This window comes from Janthinobacterium sp. OK676, assembly GCF_900103595.1.
In the GTDB taxonomy this organism is placed as follows: Bacteria; Pseudomonadota; Gammaproteobacteria; order Burkholderiales; family Burkholderiaceae_D; genus Janthinobacterium.
Map to the genome: position 1 here is coordinate 65,364 of NZ_FNHA01000003.1, position 16,999 is coordinate 82,362.

Annotated in this window: 20 protein-coding genes; 6 read left to right on the forward strand and 14 right to left on the reverse strand. The window is 63.4% G+C overall.

Annotated features, from left to right (window positions below):
• Nucleotides 1–29: 29 nt before the first annotated feature.
• The 5 genes from BLU39_RS07170 to BLU39_RS07190 all read right to left on the reverse strand — a co-directional run bounded on the left by BLU39_RS07170 (nt 30) and on the right by BLU39_RS07190 (nt 3,953).
• Entirely contained in the window at nt 30–2,267 is a 2,238-nt protein-coding gene (locus BLU39_RS07170) for a methyl-accepting chemotaxis protein (protein WP_092711470.1), read from the reverse strand.
• The gene (locus tag BLU39_RS07175; RefSeq protein WP_332870867.1) at nt 2,267–2,890 is read right to left on the reverse strand and encodes a chemotaxis protein CheW; all 624 of its coding nucleotides are present in this window, start codon (nt 2,888–2,890) and stop codon (nt 2,267–2,269) included. The genes BLU39_RS07170 and BLU39_RS07175 overlap by 1 nt, the downstream gene beginning before the upstream one ends.
• Before the next feature lie 2 nt (nt 2,891–2,892).
• Nucleotides 2,893–3,258 (reverse strand): response regulator, encoded by a 366-nt coding sequence (locus tag BLU39_RS07180; RefSeq protein WP_034780235.1) that lies wholly within the window; start codon nt 3,256–3,258, stop codon nt 2,893–2,895.
• Nucleotides 3,259–3,291: 33 nt separating this feature from the next.
• Nucleotides 3,292–3,714: a response regulator gene (locus BLU39_RS07185; protein ID WP_092711472.1), complete on the reverse strand. Its 423-nt coding sequence runs from the start codon at nt 3,712–3,714 to the stop codon at nt 3,292–3,294.
• 86 nt (nt 3,715–3,800) lie between these two features.
• Nucleotides 3,801–3,953, reverse strand: a complete 153-nt coding sequence (locus BLU39_RS07190) for a rubredoxin (RefSeq protein WP_038488910.1) — start codon at nt 3,951–3,953, stop codon at nt 3,801–3,803.
• A gap of 96 nt (nt 3,954–4,049) precedes the next feature.
• On the opposite strand from BLU39_RS07190, the gene BLU39_RS07195 reads away from it, so the two are divergent.
• Together BLU39_RS07195 and hemL are read left to right on the forward strand one after the other, a co-directional pair.
• Nucleotides 4,050–4,907 carry a bifunctional hydroxymethylpyrimidine kinase/phosphomethylpyrimidine kinase gene (locus BLU39_RS07195; protein ID WP_034746671.1) on the forward strand — a complete coding sequence of 286 codons (858 nt, stop codon included), beginning with the start codon at nt 4,050–4,052 and terminating at the stop codon, nt 4,905–4,907.
• Nucleotides 4,908–4,957: 50 nt separating this feature from the next.
• Nucleotides 4,958–6,247, forward strand: a complete 1,290-nt coding sequence (gene hemL / locus BLU39_RS07200) for a glutamate-1-semialdehyde 2,1-aminomutase (protein WP_035822102.1) — start codon at nt 4,958–4,960, stop codon at nt 6,245–6,247.
• 5 nt (nt 6,248–6,252) lie between these two features.
• On the opposite strand, the gene BLU39_RS07205 is transcribed toward hemL, so the two are convergent.
• A complete protein-coding gene (locus BLU39_RS07205; protein WP_092711474.1) occupies nt 6,253–6,969 on the reverse strand; it encodes an HAD family hydrolase in 717 nt (238 codons plus the stop codon).
• Here BLU39_RS07205 and BLU39_RS28125 point away from each other — a divergent pair.
• Nucleotides 6,968–7,201: a hypothetical protein gene (locus BLU39_RS28125; RefSeq protein WP_139178195.1), complete on the forward strand. Its 234-nt coding sequence runs from the start codon at nt 6,968–6,970 to the stop codon at nt 7,199–7,201. The two genes, BLU39_RS07205 and BLU39_RS28125, sit on opposite strands and share 2 nt — an antisense overlap.
• A 40-nt stretch (nt 7,202–7,241) precedes the next feature.
• Here the strand turns inward: BLU39_RS28125 and corA are convergent, their stop codons facing one another.
• Nucleotides 7,242–8,207, reverse strand: coding sequence for a magnesium/cobalt transporter CorA (gene corA / locus BLU39_RS07210; protein ID WP_034746658.1), 966 nt, complete (start codon nt 8,205–8,207; stop codon nt 7,242–7,244).
• Here corA and BLU39_RS28530 point away from each other — a divergent pair.
• Nucleotides 8,206–8,364, forward strand: coding sequence for a hypothetical protein (locus BLU39_RS28530; RefSeq protein ID WP_157808825.1), 159 nt, complete (start codon nt 8,206–8,208; stop codon nt 8,362–8,364). The two genes, corA and BLU39_RS28530, sit on opposite strands and share 2 nt — an antisense overlap.
• A gap of 64 nt (nt 8,365–8,428) precedes the next feature.
• On the opposite strand, the gene mtgA is transcribed toward BLU39_RS28530, so the two are convergent.
• The 7 genes from mtgA to mpl all read right to left on the reverse strand — a co-directional run bounded on the left by mtgA (nt 8,429) and on the right by mpl (nt 15,640).
• A complete protein-coding gene (mtgA, locus tag BLU39_RS07215; RefSeq protein ID WP_092711476.1) occupies nt 8,429–9,151 on the reverse strand; it encodes a monofunctional biosynthetic peptidoglycan transglycosylase in 723 nt (240 codons plus the stop codon).
• Nucleotides 9,148–9,975, reverse strand: a complete 828-nt coding sequence (gene aroE / locus BLU39_RS07220; protein WP_092711478.1) for a shikimate dehydrogenase — start codon at nt 9,973–9,975, stop codon at nt 9,148–9,150. The genes mtgA and aroE overlap by 4 nt, the downstream gene beginning before the upstream one ends.
• An 11-nt stretch (nt 9,976–9,986) precedes the next feature.
• Complete coding sequence (locus BLU39_RS07225; RefSeq protein WP_092711480.1) at nt 9,987–10,844, reverse strand: TonB family protein; 858 nt, start codon at nt 10,842–10,844, stop codon at nt 9,987–9,989.
• A 137-nt stretch (nt 10,845–10,981) separates the two neighbouring features.
• Complete coding sequence (locus tag BLU39_RS07230) at nt 10,982–13,069, reverse strand: RNB domain-containing ribonuclease (RefSeq protein ID WP_092711482.1); 2,088 nt, start codon at nt 13,067–13,069, stop codon at nt 10,982–10,984.
• A 2-nt stretch (nt 13,070–13,071) separates the two neighbouring features.
• On the reverse strand, nt 13,072–13,686 hold the full coding sequence (locus BLU39_RS07235; RefSeq protein ID WP_092711484.1) for a chorismate--pyruvate lyase family protein: 615 nt from the start codon (nt 13,684–13,686) through the stop codon (nt 13,072–13,074).
• The gene (locus BLU39_RS07240) at nt 13,683–14,267 is read right to left on the reverse strand and encodes a YqiA/YcfP family alpha/beta fold hydrolase (RefSeq protein ID WP_092711486.1); all 585 of its coding nucleotides are present in this window, start codon (nt 14,265–14,267) and stop codon (nt 13,683–13,685) included. Before BLU39_RS07240 ends, BLU39_RS07235 begins: the two co-directional genes overlap by 4 nt.
• On the reverse strand, nt 14,264–15,640 hold the full coding sequence (mpl, locus tag BLU39_RS07245) for a UDP-N-acetylmuramate:L-alanyl-gamma-D-glutamyl-meso-diaminopimelate ligase (RefSeq protein ID WP_092711488.1): 1,377 nt from the start codon (nt 15,638–15,640) through the stop codon (nt 14,264–14,266). Before mpl ends, BLU39_RS07240 begins: the two co-directional genes overlap by 4 nt.
• Nucleotides 15,641–15,754: 114 nt before the next feature.
• Here mpl and BLU39_RS07250 point away from each other — a divergent pair, with 114 nt between their 5' ends.
• The gene (locus tag BLU39_RS07250; protein WP_092711490.1) at nt 15,755–16,393 is read left to right on the forward strand and encodes a hypothetical protein; all 639 of its coding nucleotides are present in this window, start codon (nt 15,755–15,757) and stop codon (nt 16,391–16,393) included.
• Between the two features lie 19 nt (nt 16,394–16,412).
• Nucleotides 16,413–16,967 carry a TlpA family protein disulfide reductase gene (locus BLU39_RS07255; RefSeq protein WP_092711492.1) on the forward strand — a complete coding sequence of 185 codons (555 nt, stop codon included), beginning with the start codon at nt 16,413–16,415 and terminating at the stop codon, nt 16,965–16,967.
• The last annotated feature ends 32 nt before the right edge of the window (nt 16,968–16,999 follow it).

Genomic DNA, 16,999 nt, shown 5'->3' on the forward strand with positions numbered 1-16,999 from the left:
TAAGGAAATCGCCTGGACTGGCGCGGCGTTCAGGCGGCGACGCGGAAGCGCGACACCGAATTTTTCAGTTCCTGCGCCAGCATCGACAGTTTATGGATCGACTGCGCCGTTTGCTGCGTGCCGTCCTGGGTATGCTCCGTCACGCTCAGGATATGCTGGATATTCAAGGCCACGCCGCTGGCCGAACCGGCCTGCGTGCCCGTGGCGAACGAAATGCCCTGGATCAGTTCCGCCAGGTGTTTCGAGACCTGGCTGATGTCGTTCAAGGCCGCGCCGGCCGCGTCGGACAGGCGCGCGCCCTCGACCACGCCCTGCGTCGACGTTTCCATCGCCCGCGTCGCATCCTGGGTATCGGCCTGGATGGTGCGCACCAGCGCGCCGATCTGCTTGGCGGCGGCGGCCGAGCGTTCGGCCAGGCGCTGCACTTCCTCGGCGACGACGGAAAAGCCGCGCCCCGCTTCGCCGGCCGATGCGGCCTGGATGGCGGCGTTCAGCGCCAGCACGTTGGTCTGCTCGGTGATGTCGGAAATGAGCTCGGTGATCTCGCCGATTTCCTGCGACGATTCGCCCAGGCGCTTGATGCGCTTGGAGGTATCCTGGATCTGCTCGCGGATTTCATGCATGCCCTTGATGGCGTTTTCCACCGCCGTCGAACCCTGCTGCGCGGCCGCCACCGACTGGCGCGCCACGTCGGCCGAGACGCTGGCCGACTTCGACACGTCGGTAATCGCATTGGCCATCTTGACAACGGTGGCGCTGACGCCCTGGATTTCGCGCGACTGCTGCTGCGAGGCGATCAGCAGCTTGCTCGAGATGCTTTGCGCCTGCGTCGAAGCGCGGTTGACCTGTTCCGCCGTCGCCGTCACCCGCCCCACCAGGCCGCGCAATTCCTCGACCGTGTAGTTGACGGAATCGGCGATGGCGCCCGTGATGTCTTCCGATACGGTGGCCTGCACCGTCAGGTCGCCGTCGGCGACCTTCTGCAATTCGTTCATCAGGCGCAGGATGGCCGCCTGGTTCTGCTCATTCCTGGCCTTCGCCACTTCCTCTTTTTCCTGCGACTGCAGGCGCCGGATTTCCGCTTCCTGGCGCCGCCGCTCGGCGTCGCGCGTGCGGTTGACGGAGTCCTGCAGCAGCACCCTGCCGATGCCGGCCGCCGCGATCAGGGTCAGCAACACGCCGCCGACCATCATCCAGAAGGCGACGCCCAGGGTTTCCTGGTTCGCGTGGTACATCTGCTGCAGCAGGGTCAAGCGCTGGCGCAGGTCTTCGTTCTCGTTGAAGATCAGCTGTTCGGCGCTTTTCGCCGAGCTGAATTTGTCAAGCCGGTCGAGGATCGACGAGACCAGCTTCTGGTAGGTGTCGAAACTGGCTTTCAGCGCCACCAGCCGGTCGCGCAGTTCGGCGTCGCGCGTGGGCGCCAGCTGCAGCGACACGCTGCCATTGAGCAAGCCTTCGACGGCGGTGCGAAAATACGTCGTGTCGCGCCCCAGCGAAAATGCCGTTTCCGAGCTGATGCTGCCCGACGAGAGGAATTCGCTGGCGCTGCGGCTCATGCGCTGGCTCAGCATCATCAGGCGGCCGATGACGGCCAGGTCGCGCGCATTGCCGCCGCGCTGCACCTTCAGGGCCCCGATTTCCTCGGTCTGCGCCAGCAGCGCCGGCGACAGCGCATTCAATTGCTGCAAGGTCTTGTCGAATTCGCCCAGCTCCGGCTTCAGGCGCAAGATGGTGCTGGCCGCGCGGTCGCTGCTGGCCCACTTCTTGCGCGCGTCGGCCACCGCCGCCAGCAGCGCGGAACGCGACTCGCCGATATCGCGGCCGTGGTACGTGCCGCCGCGCAGCATCAGGCGGAAATCCTGGTTCAGTTCATTGCGGCTTTCCTCGAGCTGGCGGAACGCTTCCGGATTGCCTTGCACGGCGTTCGGCGCGGCCTTGCCGATGCGCTGAGAATGCATCAGCGCATCGCTGGCCAGCTGCGTCTGCGCCGAGGCGATATTGCCGCTGCGCGTATTGAGGCCGACGAACAGCAGGCTGGCGGCCAGGCTCAGGGCCATCACCGTCGACAGGATGCTCAATTGTTTTTGCAGCGGCAGGTGGCCGATCAGCGGCAGCTTCAAGTCGCGGGCCGGCGCGCTGGCCAGCGACTTGCGCCGTCCCAGCGCATCGCGCAGACGCAGCGGCAAATCGGCCGCCGATGCCGGCTCGCCAGGCGCGTGCTCCGCTTCGGGCAGGCCGGCCGCCAGGATGGGGGAATTGGCGCCCATCAGCACATATCCTTGTGGACAGCGAGGCCGCCAAAGCCGGCATCGAGAAAGCGCTCCGATTGCGCCAGCTGGGCCAGGTCCAGGCGCAGCCACTGCTGGCCTTCGCTGTCGCGCAGCGTTTGCGCCGCCCAGGACGGCTGCACATCCGGCAAGGGCACGGATTGCATCGCGCGTAGCTGGCGCAAGCCCAGTACGCGTTCGACCAGCAAGGCGCAATTGAGGCCCAGGCGCGGAGAAAAGGTGATGATGCGGCAGTGATGACCGGGCGCGCAGGCCGGTCCGCCCATGTAGCGGGCCAGGTCGACGACGCCCGTCAGGCGTCCGCGCAGGGCCGCCAGGCCCAGGTACCAGTCCTGCGCCAGCGGCACGCCTTGTATCTGCACGCCGGAGGCAATGACGATTTCACCGAGCTGCGTCAGGTCGAGCAGGCAGGGCCGGCCGCCGAGCATCACGCCCAGGTCCTTGCGCGCGGCCAGCGCGCCGCTGCGCGCGGCCTGTATCCGCTCGATCAATTGCAGCTGATACTGGCGCAAGCGCCCCTGCCGCGCGCCCGTTCCCAACGTTGGCATGGCGGCAGGCGGAAAGGCCGCGGTGGGCACGCCGGGACCTGGCATCGTGTGCATGCTCAGGAAATCGCGGCGATCTTGGCCAGCAGCTCGGCTTCGACCACGGGCTTGACGAGGTAATCGCGCGCGCCCTGGCGCAAGCCCCAGATGCGGTCCGTTTCCTGGCTCTTGCTGGAACAGATAATCACCGGCACGTCCTGCAGTTCGGGATCGCGGGCGATGGCGCGCGTGATCTGGAAGCCATTCGCACCGGGCATCACCACGTCCATCAGGATCAGGTCGGGCCTGGCCTGCTTCAGCTGCGCCAATGCGTCGGCGCCGTCCTGCGCCGTCAGCACGGCGTAACCGGCGCGCACCAGCATCTCGCTCAGGTAGTAGCGTTCTGTCGGCGAGTCATCGACGATCAGAATTGTGTGTATGGCCATCTGCTTCCTTGCTGCGTTGTAATCAATAAATCACTACTCAAAATACCCGGCCAGGTGCCGCCGCACGGCTTCCAGCAGCGCCTCGCGCCCCAGCGGCTTGACCAGGCAGGCGCTGGCGCCAGCCATGGCGCCGCGCGCGCGGTCGAACAAGCCCTCCTTCGACGACAGCATCAGCACCGGCGTGGCGTGATGCGCGGCGCTGGCCTTGATCAGCGCACACGTGCGGTAGCCGTCCAGGCGCGGCATCACGATGTCGCACACGATCAGCGCCGGCTGGCAGTCGGCGATCTTGGCCAGGGCCTCGAAGCCGTTTTCCGCCACCACGACGCAATAACCGGCTTCGCGCAAGACCTTCTCGGCCGCGCTGCGTATCGTCGCACTGTCGTCGATGACGAGTATCGTCACGCCCTCGCAGGCACCATCGGACGATACCGCGGGCAGGAAAGGACGCGTCATGTGATTATTCGATAATCTTTCATACCATAGCACAGGCGTGCCGCCATTTCATGGGCGGCAGCGGCGTGCTTGCGCATCATGCTTGATTAAATGGCCACCATCTCGAAATCGTCCTTGCGCGCACCGCACTCAGGGCAGGTCCAGTTCATCGGCACATCGGCCCAACGCGTGCCGGGAGCGATGTCTTCGTCGGGCAGGCCGGCCGCTTCATCATAAACCCAGCCGCAAATAAGACACATCCACGTTTGGAATTGCTGCGTTGTTTCGTTGCTACTCACGTTCTGCCACCCTTCAATCAAGTAAAATGCTGAATTAGGTATCTTAATCTACCCGCCGTGCAAAACCAAACTTCTCCCCTCATATTAAGCTTCGGCGTGTCCGATCCGGTCGGCGCGATCGGCATCCAGGCCGACCTGGCCACGTTTTCAGCCTTCGGCTGCCATGGCCTGTCCGTCACCACGGGCCTCCTGATCAGCGACACGGCCCGCGTGGAAGACGTGCAGGCGGTCGACCCGGACTGGGTTTCCGACCAGGCGCGCGTGCTGCTGGAAGACATGTCCGTCGCCGCCATCAAGATCGGCGCGCTGGGCAGCGTGGAAAACGTCACGGCCATCGCCGAAATCGTCTCCGACTATCCGGACGTGCCGCTGATCCTCGATCCCTTCATTTCGGCGCTGCCGGAACAGGGCATGGACGACGAAGATATCCTGACGGCCGTGCGCCAGCTCCTGATTCCGCAAACGACCCTGCTGGTGCTCTCGCCGGTGGAACTGGAGCGCCTGGCCGAGACCTGGCGCGACGCCGACCCCGACGACACTTTGCAAAACGACGTCGACTACCTGGTGGCGCTGGGCTGCGAATACGTGCTCGTCACCGGCATGCCGGCCGACGCCAGCAAGTCCGGCACGGCCGAAGGCAAGCTGCGCGCCAATACCCTGTTCGGCGAGGACGGCGTGGTGCGCCACGACGAATGGCAGCACCTGCCCGGCATCTTCAACGGCGCCGGCAGCACCCTGTCGGCGGCGGCCACCGCCCTGCTAGCCCTGGCGGAAAACGAAGACGACGTGCCGCAGGTGGTCGTGGCGGCGCAGGAATTCACGGCCGGCGCGCTGGCCCACGCGCAGCGCCACGGCATGGGCAAGCTGGTGCCGAACCGGCTATTCCGGCAGCAGCGCCAGCGCGGCGCCCAATAAGCACAGACCAGACGACACAGACAACGATCCACTTTCAAGGCACGATTATCATGACGACGACTTCACAGAACGACATCCTGTTTGCCCGCGCACAAAAAACCACGCCAGGCGGCGTCAATTCGCCCGTGCGCGCCTTCCGCTCCGTCGGCGGCACGCCGCGCTTCATCACGCGCGCCGAAGGCCCGTATTTCTGGGACGCGGACGGCAAGCGCTATATCGACTACATCGGCTCCTGGGGCCCGGCCATCGTCGGCCACGCCCATCCGGAAGTGGTGAAAGCGGTGCAGGATGCGGCCGCGCTGGGCCTGTCGTTCGGCGCGCCGACGGAAGGCGAAGTGCTGATGGCCGAGGAAATCACGCGCCTGGTGCCATCGATCGAACAGGTGCGCCTGGTGTCGTCGGGCACGGAAGCGACCATGAGCGCCCTGCGCCTGGCGCGCGGCGCCACGGGCCGCGACAAGATCGTCAAGTTCGAAGGCTGCTACCACGGCCACGCCGATTCGCTGCTGGTGAAAGCGGGCAGCGGCCTGCTCACCTTCGGCAACCCGACGTCGGCCGGCGTGCCGGAAGATTTCGTCAAGCACACCCTGGTGCTCGACTATAACAACGTCGAGCAGCTGAAAGACGCCTTCGACAGCTTCGGCGCGGACATCGCCTGCGTCATCGTCGAACCGGTGGCCGGCAACATGAACCTGGTGAAAGCGACGCCGGAATTCCTGCAGGCGATGCGCGAACTGTGCACGCAGCACGGCGCCCTGCTCATTTTCGATGAAGTCATGTGCGGCTTGCGCGTGGCCCTGGGCGGCGCGCAGGCGCTGTACGGCATCAAGCCCGATCTCACGGCGCTGGGCAAGGTGATCGGCGGCGGCATGCCGGTGGCGGCCTTCGGCGGCAGTGCGGCGCTGATGCACAACATGGCGCCGCTGGGCGCCGTCTACCAGGCCGGTACCTTGTCGGGCAACCCGGTCGCCGTGGCGGCCGGCATGGCCACCCTGAAATTGATCCAGCAGCCGGGCTTCTACGAGCAGCTGGGCGCGACGGCCAAGCGCCTGGCCGAAGGCCTGACCGCCGCCGCCAAAGAAGCTGGCGTGGTCTTCTGCGCCGACTACATCGGCGGCATGTTCGGTATCTATTTCAGCGCAACGCCGCCGACCAGCTACGCGGAAATGATGGCCGGCGACCGCAGCAAGTTCAACGCCTTCTTCCATGCCATGCTGGACGAAGGCGTGTACTTCGCGCCCGCCGCCTTCGAAGCGGGCTTCGTCTCGGCGCAGCACGATGATGCCGTCATTGACGCCACCATCGCCGCCGCGCGCAAGGTGTTTGCCAAACTGGCATAAGCGTTTTATACGGTCGCGGTGTCCATCACCGCGGCCACCAGCGCCGGCAGGCTGGCCATGTCATTGAAGACGACATGCGCGCCGGCCGCCTTCAGGCGCGCTTCCTGGCCGGGCGCGATATGCCCGCCGCCGATGAATCCCAATACCGTCATGCCCGCCGCCACGGCGGCCGTCACGCCCGTGACGCTGTCTTCCAGCACCAGGCACTGGCCTGGCGGCACGCCAAAGGCGGCAGCCGCCGCCAGGTAGACACCCGGGTGCGGTTTGGCATGACCGACCAGGTCCGGCGTGAACACGCGCTTGTCGAACAGCGGCGCCATGCCGGTGCGCTCGAGCGCCGACAGCACGCGCGCGCTGACGCTGTTCGACGCGACTGCCTTGGGCAGCGGAATGGCGGCCAGCGCCTGCGCCACGCCGGGCACGGCGCGCAATTGCGCATCGCAAGCCGCATCGACGGCATTGCCGATGGCCATGATCTCGTCGGCCGGCAATTGCGGCAAACCCAGTTCCTTGTAGATATCCTGCATCAGCGGCACCAGGCGCTGGCCCAGGCGCGGCTCGATCAAGCCTTGCAGGGTGACGCCCTCGGGCAGGTTCGGCAGACGCGGCCCCAGCAATTCCAGCAACGCTTGCAGGGCCACGGCTTCGCTGTCGATCAGCACGCCATCGCAGTCGCTGATCAGATGGGTAAAGCGCGGTGGGGTGGTGGCGGTATCAGGCATGGACTCTCCAGAAAGCAATGGTGACGGGAAATGCGGCGGCCAGCCGGCCAAGGCCGGCATCGTAACGATCATAGGTGGAACAGGCGGACGCTACCACGCAGAAAACGTCACGATGACGATACTTTTCTGCACGGCAGGCGGTAGGCATCAATCGGCAATCATCAATACCAATTCAATACCACGCAATACCAGTGATTATCGCCGATTTTTGAAATTGCTGCGCTCGTCCTGAAACCGGAGCGCGGAGCACCCCGGCGATGCTGCGATACGGCTTATTTCAGCCAGCCGCGGTGGCGGAAGTACAGGAAGGGCGCGATGGCGCTGGTGATCATGAGGCCCCAGGCCCAGGGATAGCCGAACGACCATTCCAGTTCCGGCATCAGCTTGAAGTTCATGCCGTACACGCTGGCGATCAGGGTCGGCGGCAGGAAGGCCACGCTGGCTACCGAGAAGATCTTGATGATCTTGTTCTGGTTGATGTTGATGAAACCGACGGTGGCATCCATCAGGAAGTTGATCTTGTCGAACAGGAAAGACGTATGGCCGTCCAGCGATTCGATGTCGCGCAAAATCTGCCGCGCTTCCTCGAACTGCTCGGAATTCAATAAGCGGCCGCGCATCAGAAAGCTCACGGCGCGGCGCGTATCCATCATGTTGCGGCGGATACGGCCATTCAAATCTTCCTCGTGGGCAATCGCGTTCAGCGCTTCAGCCGCGTGCGCATCGGTAAATTCCTTTTGCAGCACGCGCGTGCTGACTTCTTCCAGGTTCTGGTAGATGCCTTCGAGCACGTCGGCCGAATATTCGGCATCGGTGGCGTACAGGTCGAGCAGCACGTCCATGTAATCGGCAATCGAGCCTGGCCGCGAACGGGCGCGCATGCGCACCAGGCGGAACACGGGCAAATCGTCCGTATGCATGGAAAACAAAATTTTGCGGGCAAGAATGAAAGCGACCGTGATGACGCGCGAGGGGCCGTCGTCTTCTTCGCGCAAGAAATCCGTGCGCAGGTGCAAGTCGCCGTTTTCCGCTTCGTAATAGCGGGCCGACGCTTCGATATCCTTGACTTCGTCTTCGCCCGGCAGGGTGACGTTGTAGATGGCCTTGACCCAGGCCCGTTCATCATCGGTAGGGTCGGTCAGGTCGACCCACACCGGTTCGGCATTTTCGAGGTCTGCGCGGCTGTCGATCGGCACCTGGTTGAGCCGGCCATTCTGTAATACAAAGACATTGATCATGCGCGCTCTCAGCCGGATGTGGGGTTATCGTGATGTGCTGGCGCTGGCGCCAAAAATGAAAACAGCGCAAGTGTACCCGCAAAGGCCTTTTCACGACCACCCCCGGCACCGCTTTTTCACGGAAAAAGTGCGGCGCTGCACCAAGGGAGACGATTAAGATGCCGCCCTGCAATAATGCCAATTCAGCAGCCTTGACTTAATGCAAACGAACGAGGCCGCCTTCAAGGCAATTCCGCCGCCCCCATGCGGCGCAGGATCACGCCCGTGCGCCGGTTCAAATACCCGGTATCGCGGTGGCGGTCGTAAAAACGGGGATTCGGCAGCATCACGGCCAGTTTCGCCGCCTGCCCGGCGCTCAAGCCCGCCGCGCTGACCCGGTAATAGTGGCGCGCGGCCGCTTCGGCGCCAAAGGTGCCCGTGCCGAATTCCACCACGTTCAGATAAATCTCGAAAATGCGCTGTTTCTCCATCAGACTTTCCAGCATGTAGGTGATGATCAGTTCCTGGCCCTTGCGCACATAGCTGCGCGAACCGGACAGGAACAGATTCTTCGCCAGCTGCTGCGTGATGGTCGAGCCACCGGCCACGACCTTCTGCTTCTTGCTGTTTTTTTCATACGCCTTTTGCAAGGCTTCCCAGTCCACGCCTTCGTGCTCGGAGAAATTCGCGTCTTCCGAAGCGATGATGGCCCGTTTCAGGTTGTTCGAGATGCGTTCGTACGGCACCCACGTCTGCTGGATCGTGGCCTTGGGATTCTTGTCCTGCAAGACAGACAACTGTTCGCGCATGAAGGCCGTGCTGGACGGGTTATGGTCGACCCACCACCAGATTTGCAGGAAGAAATACAGTTGCACGACGATAAAGGCCAGCACGGGGACGATGAACAGCCACTTGATCCAGCCGTAGCGGCTGCCACGAGCCTTGCCCTTCTTGCCGCCGCTCACAGGGCACTGCGCAGCTGCGCCAGCAAGTCCTGCGTCTGCGGCCGCACGCCGCGCCACACATAAAACGCTTCGGCCGCCTGCTCCACGAGCATGCCCAGGCCGTCGCGCACCTGCGCGCCATGTTGGGCGGCAAAGTCCATGAAGACAGTAGGCTGGGCGCCGTACATCATGTCCAGCGCCAGGGTATGGGGGCAGAAGATACCGGGCGGCACGGGCGGCAAGTCGCCCGCCAGGCTGGCCGAGGTGGCATTGATGACGATATCGAAGACGCCATCGGGCTGCGCAAAGCCGCCGGCGCGCAGCTGAGCGGGGTGCGCCAGCGCATCGGCGAACTGCGCCACCAGCGCCTCGGCCGTCGCCACAGTGCGGTTGGCAATGAAGATTTCCTGCGGTCCCTGTTCCAGCAAGGGCAGCACGACGCCGCGCGCGGCACCGCCCGCGCCCAGCAGCAGGACGCGCTTGCCGGCGACCTTTACGCCCGCGTTGCGCACGATGTCGGCCACCAGGCCCGCGCCATCGGTATTGTCGCCAAGAATGGTGTCGCCATCGAAACGCAGGGTATTGACGGCGCCGGCCGCCTGCGCGCGCGGCGTCAGCTCGGTGGCCAGCGCGCACGCGTCCAATTTAAAGGGTACGGTCACGTTCGCGCCCTTGCCGCCCTCGGCGGCAAAGCTGCGGGCCGCCAGCGCAAAGCCATCGAGCGGCGCCAGCCGGCGCTCGTAGACGATGGGCTCGCCCGTCTGCAGGGCAAACGCGGCGTGGATCAGTGGGGACTTGCTGTGGGCGATGGGATTGCCGAAGACACAATATTGATCAGGACTCATTGCTTGCTTGTTCAATTACTACCGCCAGTCAGGTTAGCTTCCATTTTTTCTTCGCGCGTAAATTTGAAGCGGGTGATGACGACCCACAGGTCATCCTTGTCGCTCGACAACATATTCGGTGGAAAACGGCCGAATGGCGCCGAGCGGCGCACGATGGCCAGGGCCGCCGCGTCCAGCGCCGGATTGCCCGAGCTTTTCTCCACGCGGACGCCGCCCTCTTTCTGGTAAATCGTGCCGTCCTGGAAGATGGGGATATAGACGACGAGTTCGCCATACATCTTGCGGCCATTCTTTTGCGGGAAATTCAGGGTGCCGATTTCCTCGATGCGCTTTTGCAGGGTCTTGTAATACATGGCATAGCCGACCTCTTGCGTGCTGGGCGTAATGAAGGTCTTGCGGGGGCGCTTGTTCTGGTCTTCCACGGTCTGGCTGATCTCGGCCGCCATGCGGGCGATGGCCTTGCTGCTTTCCATCAAGTCCGAACCGGTGGCCAAGGGATTGGGCTTGTCCTTTTCCGTGACGGGCGCGGCGCTGTAGGGCGTGGGCTTGGCCGCCTGCGTCAGCAGTTCCTGCTGTTTTTGTTCCAGTTCGGCGATGCGCCGGGCGCTGGCCTTGACGCTGTCGCCCTCTTCCACCTTGCGCATGTCGGGCAAGGGCGACTTGGCGCGGCCCTTGTCGGCTTGTCCGCCACCGTCGAGATTGGCTTGCGCCAGGGCATCGGCCTTCAGCGGCTTGTTCGCATGCTTGGCGTTGACCAGGATCACTTCCAGGCCGGGATCGGTGGCCACGGCCCGCTGCGGCGCCGGGGCGACAAAATGCATCGCCAGCAAGGCGCCGTGCGCCAGCAGCGAGACCGCCACGGCGATCATCAGGAAACGATTCTCTCGGAAAGACTTCACGCGCAACCCAGTTCCTTACAAGCACAAGATACAAGATGGCTGAATTCTACGTCAAAGGGCGGCGCCGGCAACAGTTTTCAGCACCGCCTTGTGGCGTGACGATGGCCTTACTTGACCTCGGGTTCGCTGACTACGTCTTCGCTGGCCAGTTCCGCCACTTCCGCATCGGCGTCGCTGACCTGGTTCGCCGCTTCCGGCGATGGTTCGGCCGCCACGTCGCCCTCGTCCGCCACATCGTCGCCCGCCTCTTCTTCGTAGTCGAGCTCGGCGTCGGCCGCCGCATCGGGCACGGCGGCGATTTCCAGCAGGCGCGCTTCGATGCTGAGGTCGACCTCATCCCAGCGCAGCAAGTCCAGTTTCACCTGGGCGCCGCGCGCCACCGACGGCATGCCCGGCAGCTTGATGACCAGCGGAATGTCGACCAGGCGCAGGATTTCGTCTTTCAGCACGACGGCGTCGACCTGGCGCGCGTTTTCCTGGTGCAGCCAGCGCAAGCACCAGTAGCGTTCCATGTTCGACTGGAAGTCGCCATACGCGGCGTACGCGGCATCAAACGCCGAAACGATGGCGAACAAGTTCGCGTCGCGCGGCTTGAACGGGGCCACCAGCGGCGCCGTCACGCCATGCTCGGCGCAGGCGATGATTTGCCACTGGTTCACCAGATCCGTATAGCGGCGCAAGGGCGAAGTGCTCCACGCATATTGATCGACGCCCAGGCCCTGGTGCGGCGCCGCATGGGTGACCATGCGCACCTGCATTTTTGCCGCCCAGCTATTGCCGCTGCCGCCACCCTGGCTGCGGTAAATGCCGGGCACGCCATGGTCGTGCAGCATCTTGCCCCAGGTGCTGTTGGCAAAAATCATCAGTTCGGCGACGATCTTGTCGAGCGGCGCGCCACGCTTGCGGCGCGCCACGGTGACGATGTCGTTTTCCACATAGAAGTTGAAATCGACGCGGTTATTCTGTTCCGGCTTCAGGCCAAACGCTTCGCGCTTCTTCATGCGCCCCTGTTCCAGCTGTTGCGCCCATTGCCACAGCACGGCAAAATCGGCCTTGTGCGGATACTCGCCTTCGCCGCTGACCAGGGTTTCCTCGTTGACCAGGTCGTCGAGCTGGTTATGGCGCAAGTTGCTGGCAATCGGCACCAGCTCGGCGCGCGTCTGCGTGCTGACGACGGCCCAGTCGGCTTTCGGGTCCAGGGTCGCGTACAGCGACAGGGCCGGGCACGTCGTGCCTTCCGCCAGCGTAAACGCGTTGACGATTTCATCGGGCAGCATGGTGATCTTGTCGCCCGGCATGTAGACGGTCGACATGCGTTGGCGCGCCATCTTGTCGATCACGTCTTCCGGACGGATGCCCAGGCCCGGCGCGGCGATGTGGATACCCACTTTCACGGTGCCATCGGGCAAGGGCTGCACGGAGAAGGCATCGTCGATCTCGGTCGTGGTCACGTCGTCGATCGAGAAGGCGGCCACGTCGGCCAGCGGCAGCTTGGCCGTCACGGACGGCACGGGCACGCTCGGGAAACCGGCGCCTTTCGGGAAATTCTCAAACAGGAACTTCGACAGGTGCAAGTCTTTCGGCGACGCAATGCCACCGACGGCCAGCATCAGGCGTGGCGGCGTCGTGTGCAGTTCCGTGCACGCCGCTTCCAGTGCCTTGTATTCGATGGTGTTCTTGTCGGGCTTGAACAGCAGTTGCAGCACCATGGGCTGCATCGAGGCCGGCAGGCGGTTCTGCTTCAGCTCTTCCACGTAAGCGGCCTGCACCAGCGCCTGCTGCTTTTTCTTTTCGATGCCGGCCAATGCCGCCTTCAGCGATGCTTCCGGCGCCGCCTTGTAGCGGCCACGGCCCTTCTTGTAGAAATACACGGGCGCCGAATGCAGGGCCAGGATCAGGCCGGCCGCTTCCGGCGGCAACGGTGCGTGGCCGAAGTACTCGGCGCCCAGCTCGGCAAAGCCAAACTCGTCTTCGCCTGCCACTTCCCACAGGAAATCGAGATCGATGTCGGCGGCAACGGCCTTGGCTTGCTCGAGCAGCTCGGCCGGGGCCGGCTTTTCATATTGCAGCAACACATCCTTGACCTTGACCTTGGTGCGCTTGCCGCTGGCCATTTCGACCTGGTACGCTTCACCCGCTTGCGACAGGACCGTGCCGACCTTGAAATCGCCGGATTCTTCAAAAAATAGATTCATTATTATGCTTTGTTCATTAATGTGTCGGTTGCAACGGTGCGAGTGACGGACGTCAACTCCAGCACCGCCGGCAAAAATACTTCGGTTACCAGCAGCAATCCCTGGTGACGCTGATACAGGCAGCGGCGGGCAAAAAACAGCGCCTGCCCGTCGGCGCGCCGCCCTTCCCGCGCCAGCGCCGCCTGCGCCCGCTGCACCAGCGGGTGGCCGGCGCGCAAGCGGGCAAATTCCAGTTCGCCGCGGCGCACCATGCGGTCGCCAAACAGGGTCGTGCCCAGCGAACGCTCGCCCAGCGCGGAAAACAAGGGCCAGTCCGTGGCCGTCGCCTGCATGGGCACGACGGTATGGCCAAACACGGCCGGTTTGTCATCGCAACGCAGCAGCACTTCGCGTTCCCACACGCGGCCCGCGCGGTGCAGACCGATGATGGCGGCCTCGTCGCTCAGACAACGTGCCGTTTCCTGATGCAAACATTGCACGCGAAATGCCTGGCTATGCGCTTTCAGCTTGGCCGTCAGCGAACCGCCGCCCGTGAGCCAGTGGCGCAAGGCGGGTGGCGCATTGACGGCGTTCACGTGCGCATGCCATTGCGCCTGCCGCAGCGAACCCGGCCTCACTGGGCAGCGTCCGCATCGATGCCGCAAAAGGCCAGCACGGGCGCCACATAATCGGCAAATTCGCTGATGCCATGGTCGCTGCCGTCGATGACCAACTGCCGCGCCCCCTGATAATGCGCCACCATGTCGCGGTAGTCGAGCACTTCATCGCCGGTGGCGGCAATCAGGAAATAGCGTTGCGGCTCAGTAATTTTCTCTACGGCAAACGTGCGCAGCTCGGCTATGTATTCGCGCTTGAACTCGAAGGGCTTGTCCGAATGGAATTCCGTCGTCACGCCCACATGCTGTTCCAGGTCGATCAGGGGCACGATGGCAGGATTGAGCAATACGGCGCGGCAACCGAGCTGCTCGGCCAGCCAGGTGGCGTAATAGCCGCCCAGCGAGGAGCCGACTATCGTCAGCTCTGCCGGCGCCACGTCCTTGACCAGCGACAGGGCCAACTCGATGGCAAGCTTGGGCGAAGCCGGCAATTGCGGGCACAGCCACTGTGCCTCGCGGCCCAGCGCCTGCATCTGCGCGGCCAGCAGGCGCGACTTCATCGACAGGGGCGACGAGCGAAATCCATGCAGGTACAGAATCATCGGCCCAGGGCCTCCAGCAATTTCTGGTGCACGCCGCCAAAGCCGCCATTGCTCATGACCACGATCTGGTCGCCGGGACGGGCGCTGGCCGCCACGGCCGCCACCAGGGTATCGATGTCTTCGTAGGCGCTGGCAATCTTGCCCAGCGGCGCCAGCGCGTCGCCCAGGCTCCAGCCCAGCGCTTGCTGACTGCCGAAACCGAAGACCAGGTCGGCATCCTTGAGGCTGCCTGGCAGCGCATCTTTCATGGCGCCCAGCTTCATGGTGTTCGAACGCGGTTCCAGCACGGCCAGGATGCGGGTGCCGCTGCCGACCTTCTGGCGCAGGCCGCCCACGGTGGTGGCAATGGCCGTCGGGTGGTGCGCGAAATCGTCGTACACGGTGATGGCGTTGACGACGCCGCGCACTTCCATGCGGCGCTTGACGCTTTCGAACGTGGCCAGCGAGGCACAGGCCTGGGCAATCGGTACGCCCACGTGGCGCGCGGCGGCGATGGCCGCCAGCGCATTGCTGCGGTTGTGCTTGCCAGTAAGCGCCCACGCCACGTGGCCTTCCTGCTTGTCATTGAAGAACACGTCGAAGCTGCCATCGGCCTGCTCTTGCAGTTGCCAGTTGGCATCTTGACCAAAACTTTCCTTTTCACTCCAGCAACCGCGCGCCAGCACGCGCTGCAGCGACGCTTCGTCGCCGTTGAACACGAGGCGGCCGATGCCGGGCACGGTGCGCACCAGGTGGTGGAATTGCGTCTCGATCGCGTGCAGATCGGGGAAGATGTCGGCGTGATCATATTCCAGGTTGTTCATGATGGCCGTCTTCGCGTGGTAATGCACGAACTTGCTGCGCTTGTCGAAGAAGGCCGTGTCGTATTCGTCCGCTTCGATGACGAAGAAGTCCGACTCGGCGCTCTTGCCGTCGATCATGCCGCTGAGGCGGGCGGAAATGCCAAAGTTCATCGGCACGCCGCCGATCAGGAAGCCCGGCGCGTAGCCCGCGTCTTCAAGTATCCAGGCCAGCATGGCCGAGGTGGTCGTCTTGCCATGCGTGCCGGCCACGGCCAGCACCCACTTGTTGCGCAAGATGTGTTCGCCGATCCACTGGGGGCCGGACACGTACGGCAGGCTACGGTTGAGGATTTCTTCCACCAGCGGGTTGCCGCGCGAGACCACATTGCCAATCACATACAAATCCGGGTTCAGCTTGGCCTGTTCCGGGTCGAAACCCTGGATCAGTTCGATTCCCTGCGATTCCAGCTGGGTGCTCATCGGCGGATACACGTTGGCATCGCAACCGGTAACTTTATGGCCGGCTTCCTTGGCCAGGACAGCCAGGCCGCCCATGAAGGTACCGCAAATGCCGAGAATATGAATATGCATGTGATCAGTGCGAAAGGCGCACGCTTAGTAAGTAAGACGGTGAGATAAAAAACAGCAAGTGCAGGATTTTACCTGACGCCATGACTTTTTCCGCTTCGGAGTATCATCTCGCTCATGACGAACGATGCATTTGACGATAGCGCGCAGCTGCGCCTGGAAATCGCCGCCGCTGCCGCGCGCCTCGTGGCGCAGGATGGCGCCGACTATGGCAGCGCCAAGCGCAAGGCGGCGCGGCAAGTCCTCGGCGACGCGCCGAACCGGCCCAATATCCTGCCTGACAACGACATGATCGAGGAGCAGGTGCGGCAATACAATGCCCTGTTCCTGGCCGACAGCCAGCCGGCGCGGCTGTTCCAGCTGCGCACGATCGCGCTGCAGGTGATGGAAGCGTTGCAACAATTTCATCCCCTGCTCAGCGGCCCCGTGCTCAATGGCACGGCCGGCCCCCACGACGAGATCTATCTGCAGCTGTTTGCCGAGAGCGCCAAGGATATCCACATCTTCCTGCTGAATAAAAATGTCGTGCTCGACATGTCGGAAAGCCCGCATTTCAAGGGAGCGCGTTATGATGCGGTCGAGACAGCCAGTTTCTTGTGGAAAAACGAAGGCGTGCACGCGGCCATGTATGAACTTGACGATATGCGCGGCGCGCTGAAAACCAAGGCGGATGGCAAGGTGCTGCGCACCGATATTGCCGGGCTGCGCAGCCTGCTGGCAGCCAGCCTCGCCGATGGCGCGCCGGCTGCCGACTAACATTGATATAGATAAAGATATGACAAAAAAGAATTGGATCGCCTGTGCCATCGTGGCGCTGATGTTTGGCGGCATGGGCGCCTACGTCGGTTTGAGCAAGGAAAAAGCCAAAGCAGCGGGGCCGCTGACGACCACCATCGCGCCGGGCGCGACGGGTCCCGTCAACGAGTTGTATGCGCTGTCGCTGCCGGACGCGGCGGGCGCCACGCAAGCCTTGTCGCAATGGAAAGGCAAGAATGTGCTGGTCAATTTCTGGGCGCCATGGTGCCCTCCGTGCGTGGAAGAAATGCCGGAGTTATCCGAAGTACAAGGCCACTATGCGGGTAAAAACCTGCAGGTGATCGGCATCGGCATCGATTCGGCCAGCAATATTGCCACTTTTGCCAGCAAGTTCAAGATCGCCTATCCCGTGTATGTCTCGGGCATGAGCGGCACCGACCTGTCGCGCCATTTTGGCAATGCCACGGGCGGTTTGCCCTTTACGGTGCTGATCGGCGCCGATGGCGAAGTCAAAAAGACCTATCTGGGCCGCTTGAAATTTGATCAGTTGCGCGCCGATCTGGATAAATTGTAAATTCGGAGCGTGCTTTTTTCTCTTGCCAATGC

Excerpts from the sequence above, each read along its gene's own strand:
- BLU39_RS07185 (WP_092711472.1), bottom strand. The coding sequence starts at position 3,714 with ATGACGCGTCCTTTCCTGCCCGCGGTATCGTCCGATGGTGCCTGCGAG.
- BLU39_RS07230 (WP_092711482.1), bottom strand. The coding sequence starts at position 13,069 with ATGAATCTATTTTTTGAAGAATCCGGCGATTTCAAGGTCGGCACGGTC.
- BLU39_RS07225 (WP_092711480.1), bottom strand. The coding sequence starts at position 10,844 with ATGATCGCCGTGGCGGTCTCGCTGCTGGCGCACGGCGCCTTGCTGGCG.
- BLU39_RS07190 (WP_038488910.1), bottom strand. The coding sequence starts at position 3,953 with ATGTGTCTTATTTGCGGCTGGGTTTATGATGAAGCGGCCGGCCTGCCC.
- BLU39_RS07170 (WP_092711470.1), bottom strand. The coding sequence starts at position 2,267 with ATGGGCGCCAATTCCCCCATCCTGGCGGCCGGCCTGCCCGAAGCGGAG.
- BLU39_RS28530 (WP_157808825.1), top strand. The coding sequence starts at position 8,206 with ATGCGCGCTCTCAGCCGGATGTGGGGTTATCGTGATGTGCTGGCGCTG.
- corA (WP_034746658.1), bottom strand. The coding sequence starts at position 8,207 with ATGATCAATGTCTTTGTATTACAGAATGGCCGGCTCAACCAGGTGCCG.
- BLU39_RS28125 (WP_139178195.1), top strand. The coding sequence starts at position 6,968 with ATGGACTCTCCAGAAAGCAATGGTGACGGGAAATGCGGCGGCCAGCCG.
- BLU39_RS07240 (WP_092711486.1), bottom strand. The coding sequence starts at position 14,267 with ATGATTCTGTACCTGCATGGATTTCGCTCGTCGCCCCTGTCGATGAAG.
- mpl (WP_092711488.1), bottom strand. The coding sequence starts at position 15,640 with ATGCATATTCATATTCTCGGCATTTGCGGTACCTTCATGGGCGGCCTG.
- BLU39_RS07255 (WP_092711492.1), top strand. The coding sequence starts at position 16,413 with ATGACAAAAAAGAATTGGATCGCCTGTGCCATCGTGGCGCTGATGTTT.
- BLU39_RS07250 (WP_092711490.1), top strand. The coding sequence starts at position 15,755 with ATGACGAACGATGCATTTGACGATAGCGCGCAGCTGCGCCTGGAAATC.
- aroE (WP_092711478.1), bottom strand. The coding sequence starts at position 9,975 with ATGAGTCCTGATCAATATTGTGTCTTCGGCAATCCCATCGCCCACAGC.
- BLU39_RS07180 (WP_034780235.1), bottom strand. The coding sequence starts at position 3,258 with ATGGCCATACACACAATTCTGATCGTCGATGACTCGCCGACAGAACGC.
- BLU39_RS07175 (WP_332870867.1), bottom strand. The coding sequence starts at position 2,890 with ATGCACACGATGCCAGGTCCCGGCGTGCCCACCGCGGCCTTTCCGCCT.
- hemL (WP_035822102.1), top strand. The coding sequence starts at position 4,958 with ATGACGACGACTTCACAGAACGACATCCTGTTTGCCCGCGCACAAAAA.
- BLU39_RS07205 (WP_092711474.1), bottom strand. The coding sequence starts at position 6,969 with ATGCCTGATACCGCCACCACCCCACCGCGCTTTACCCATCTGATCAGC.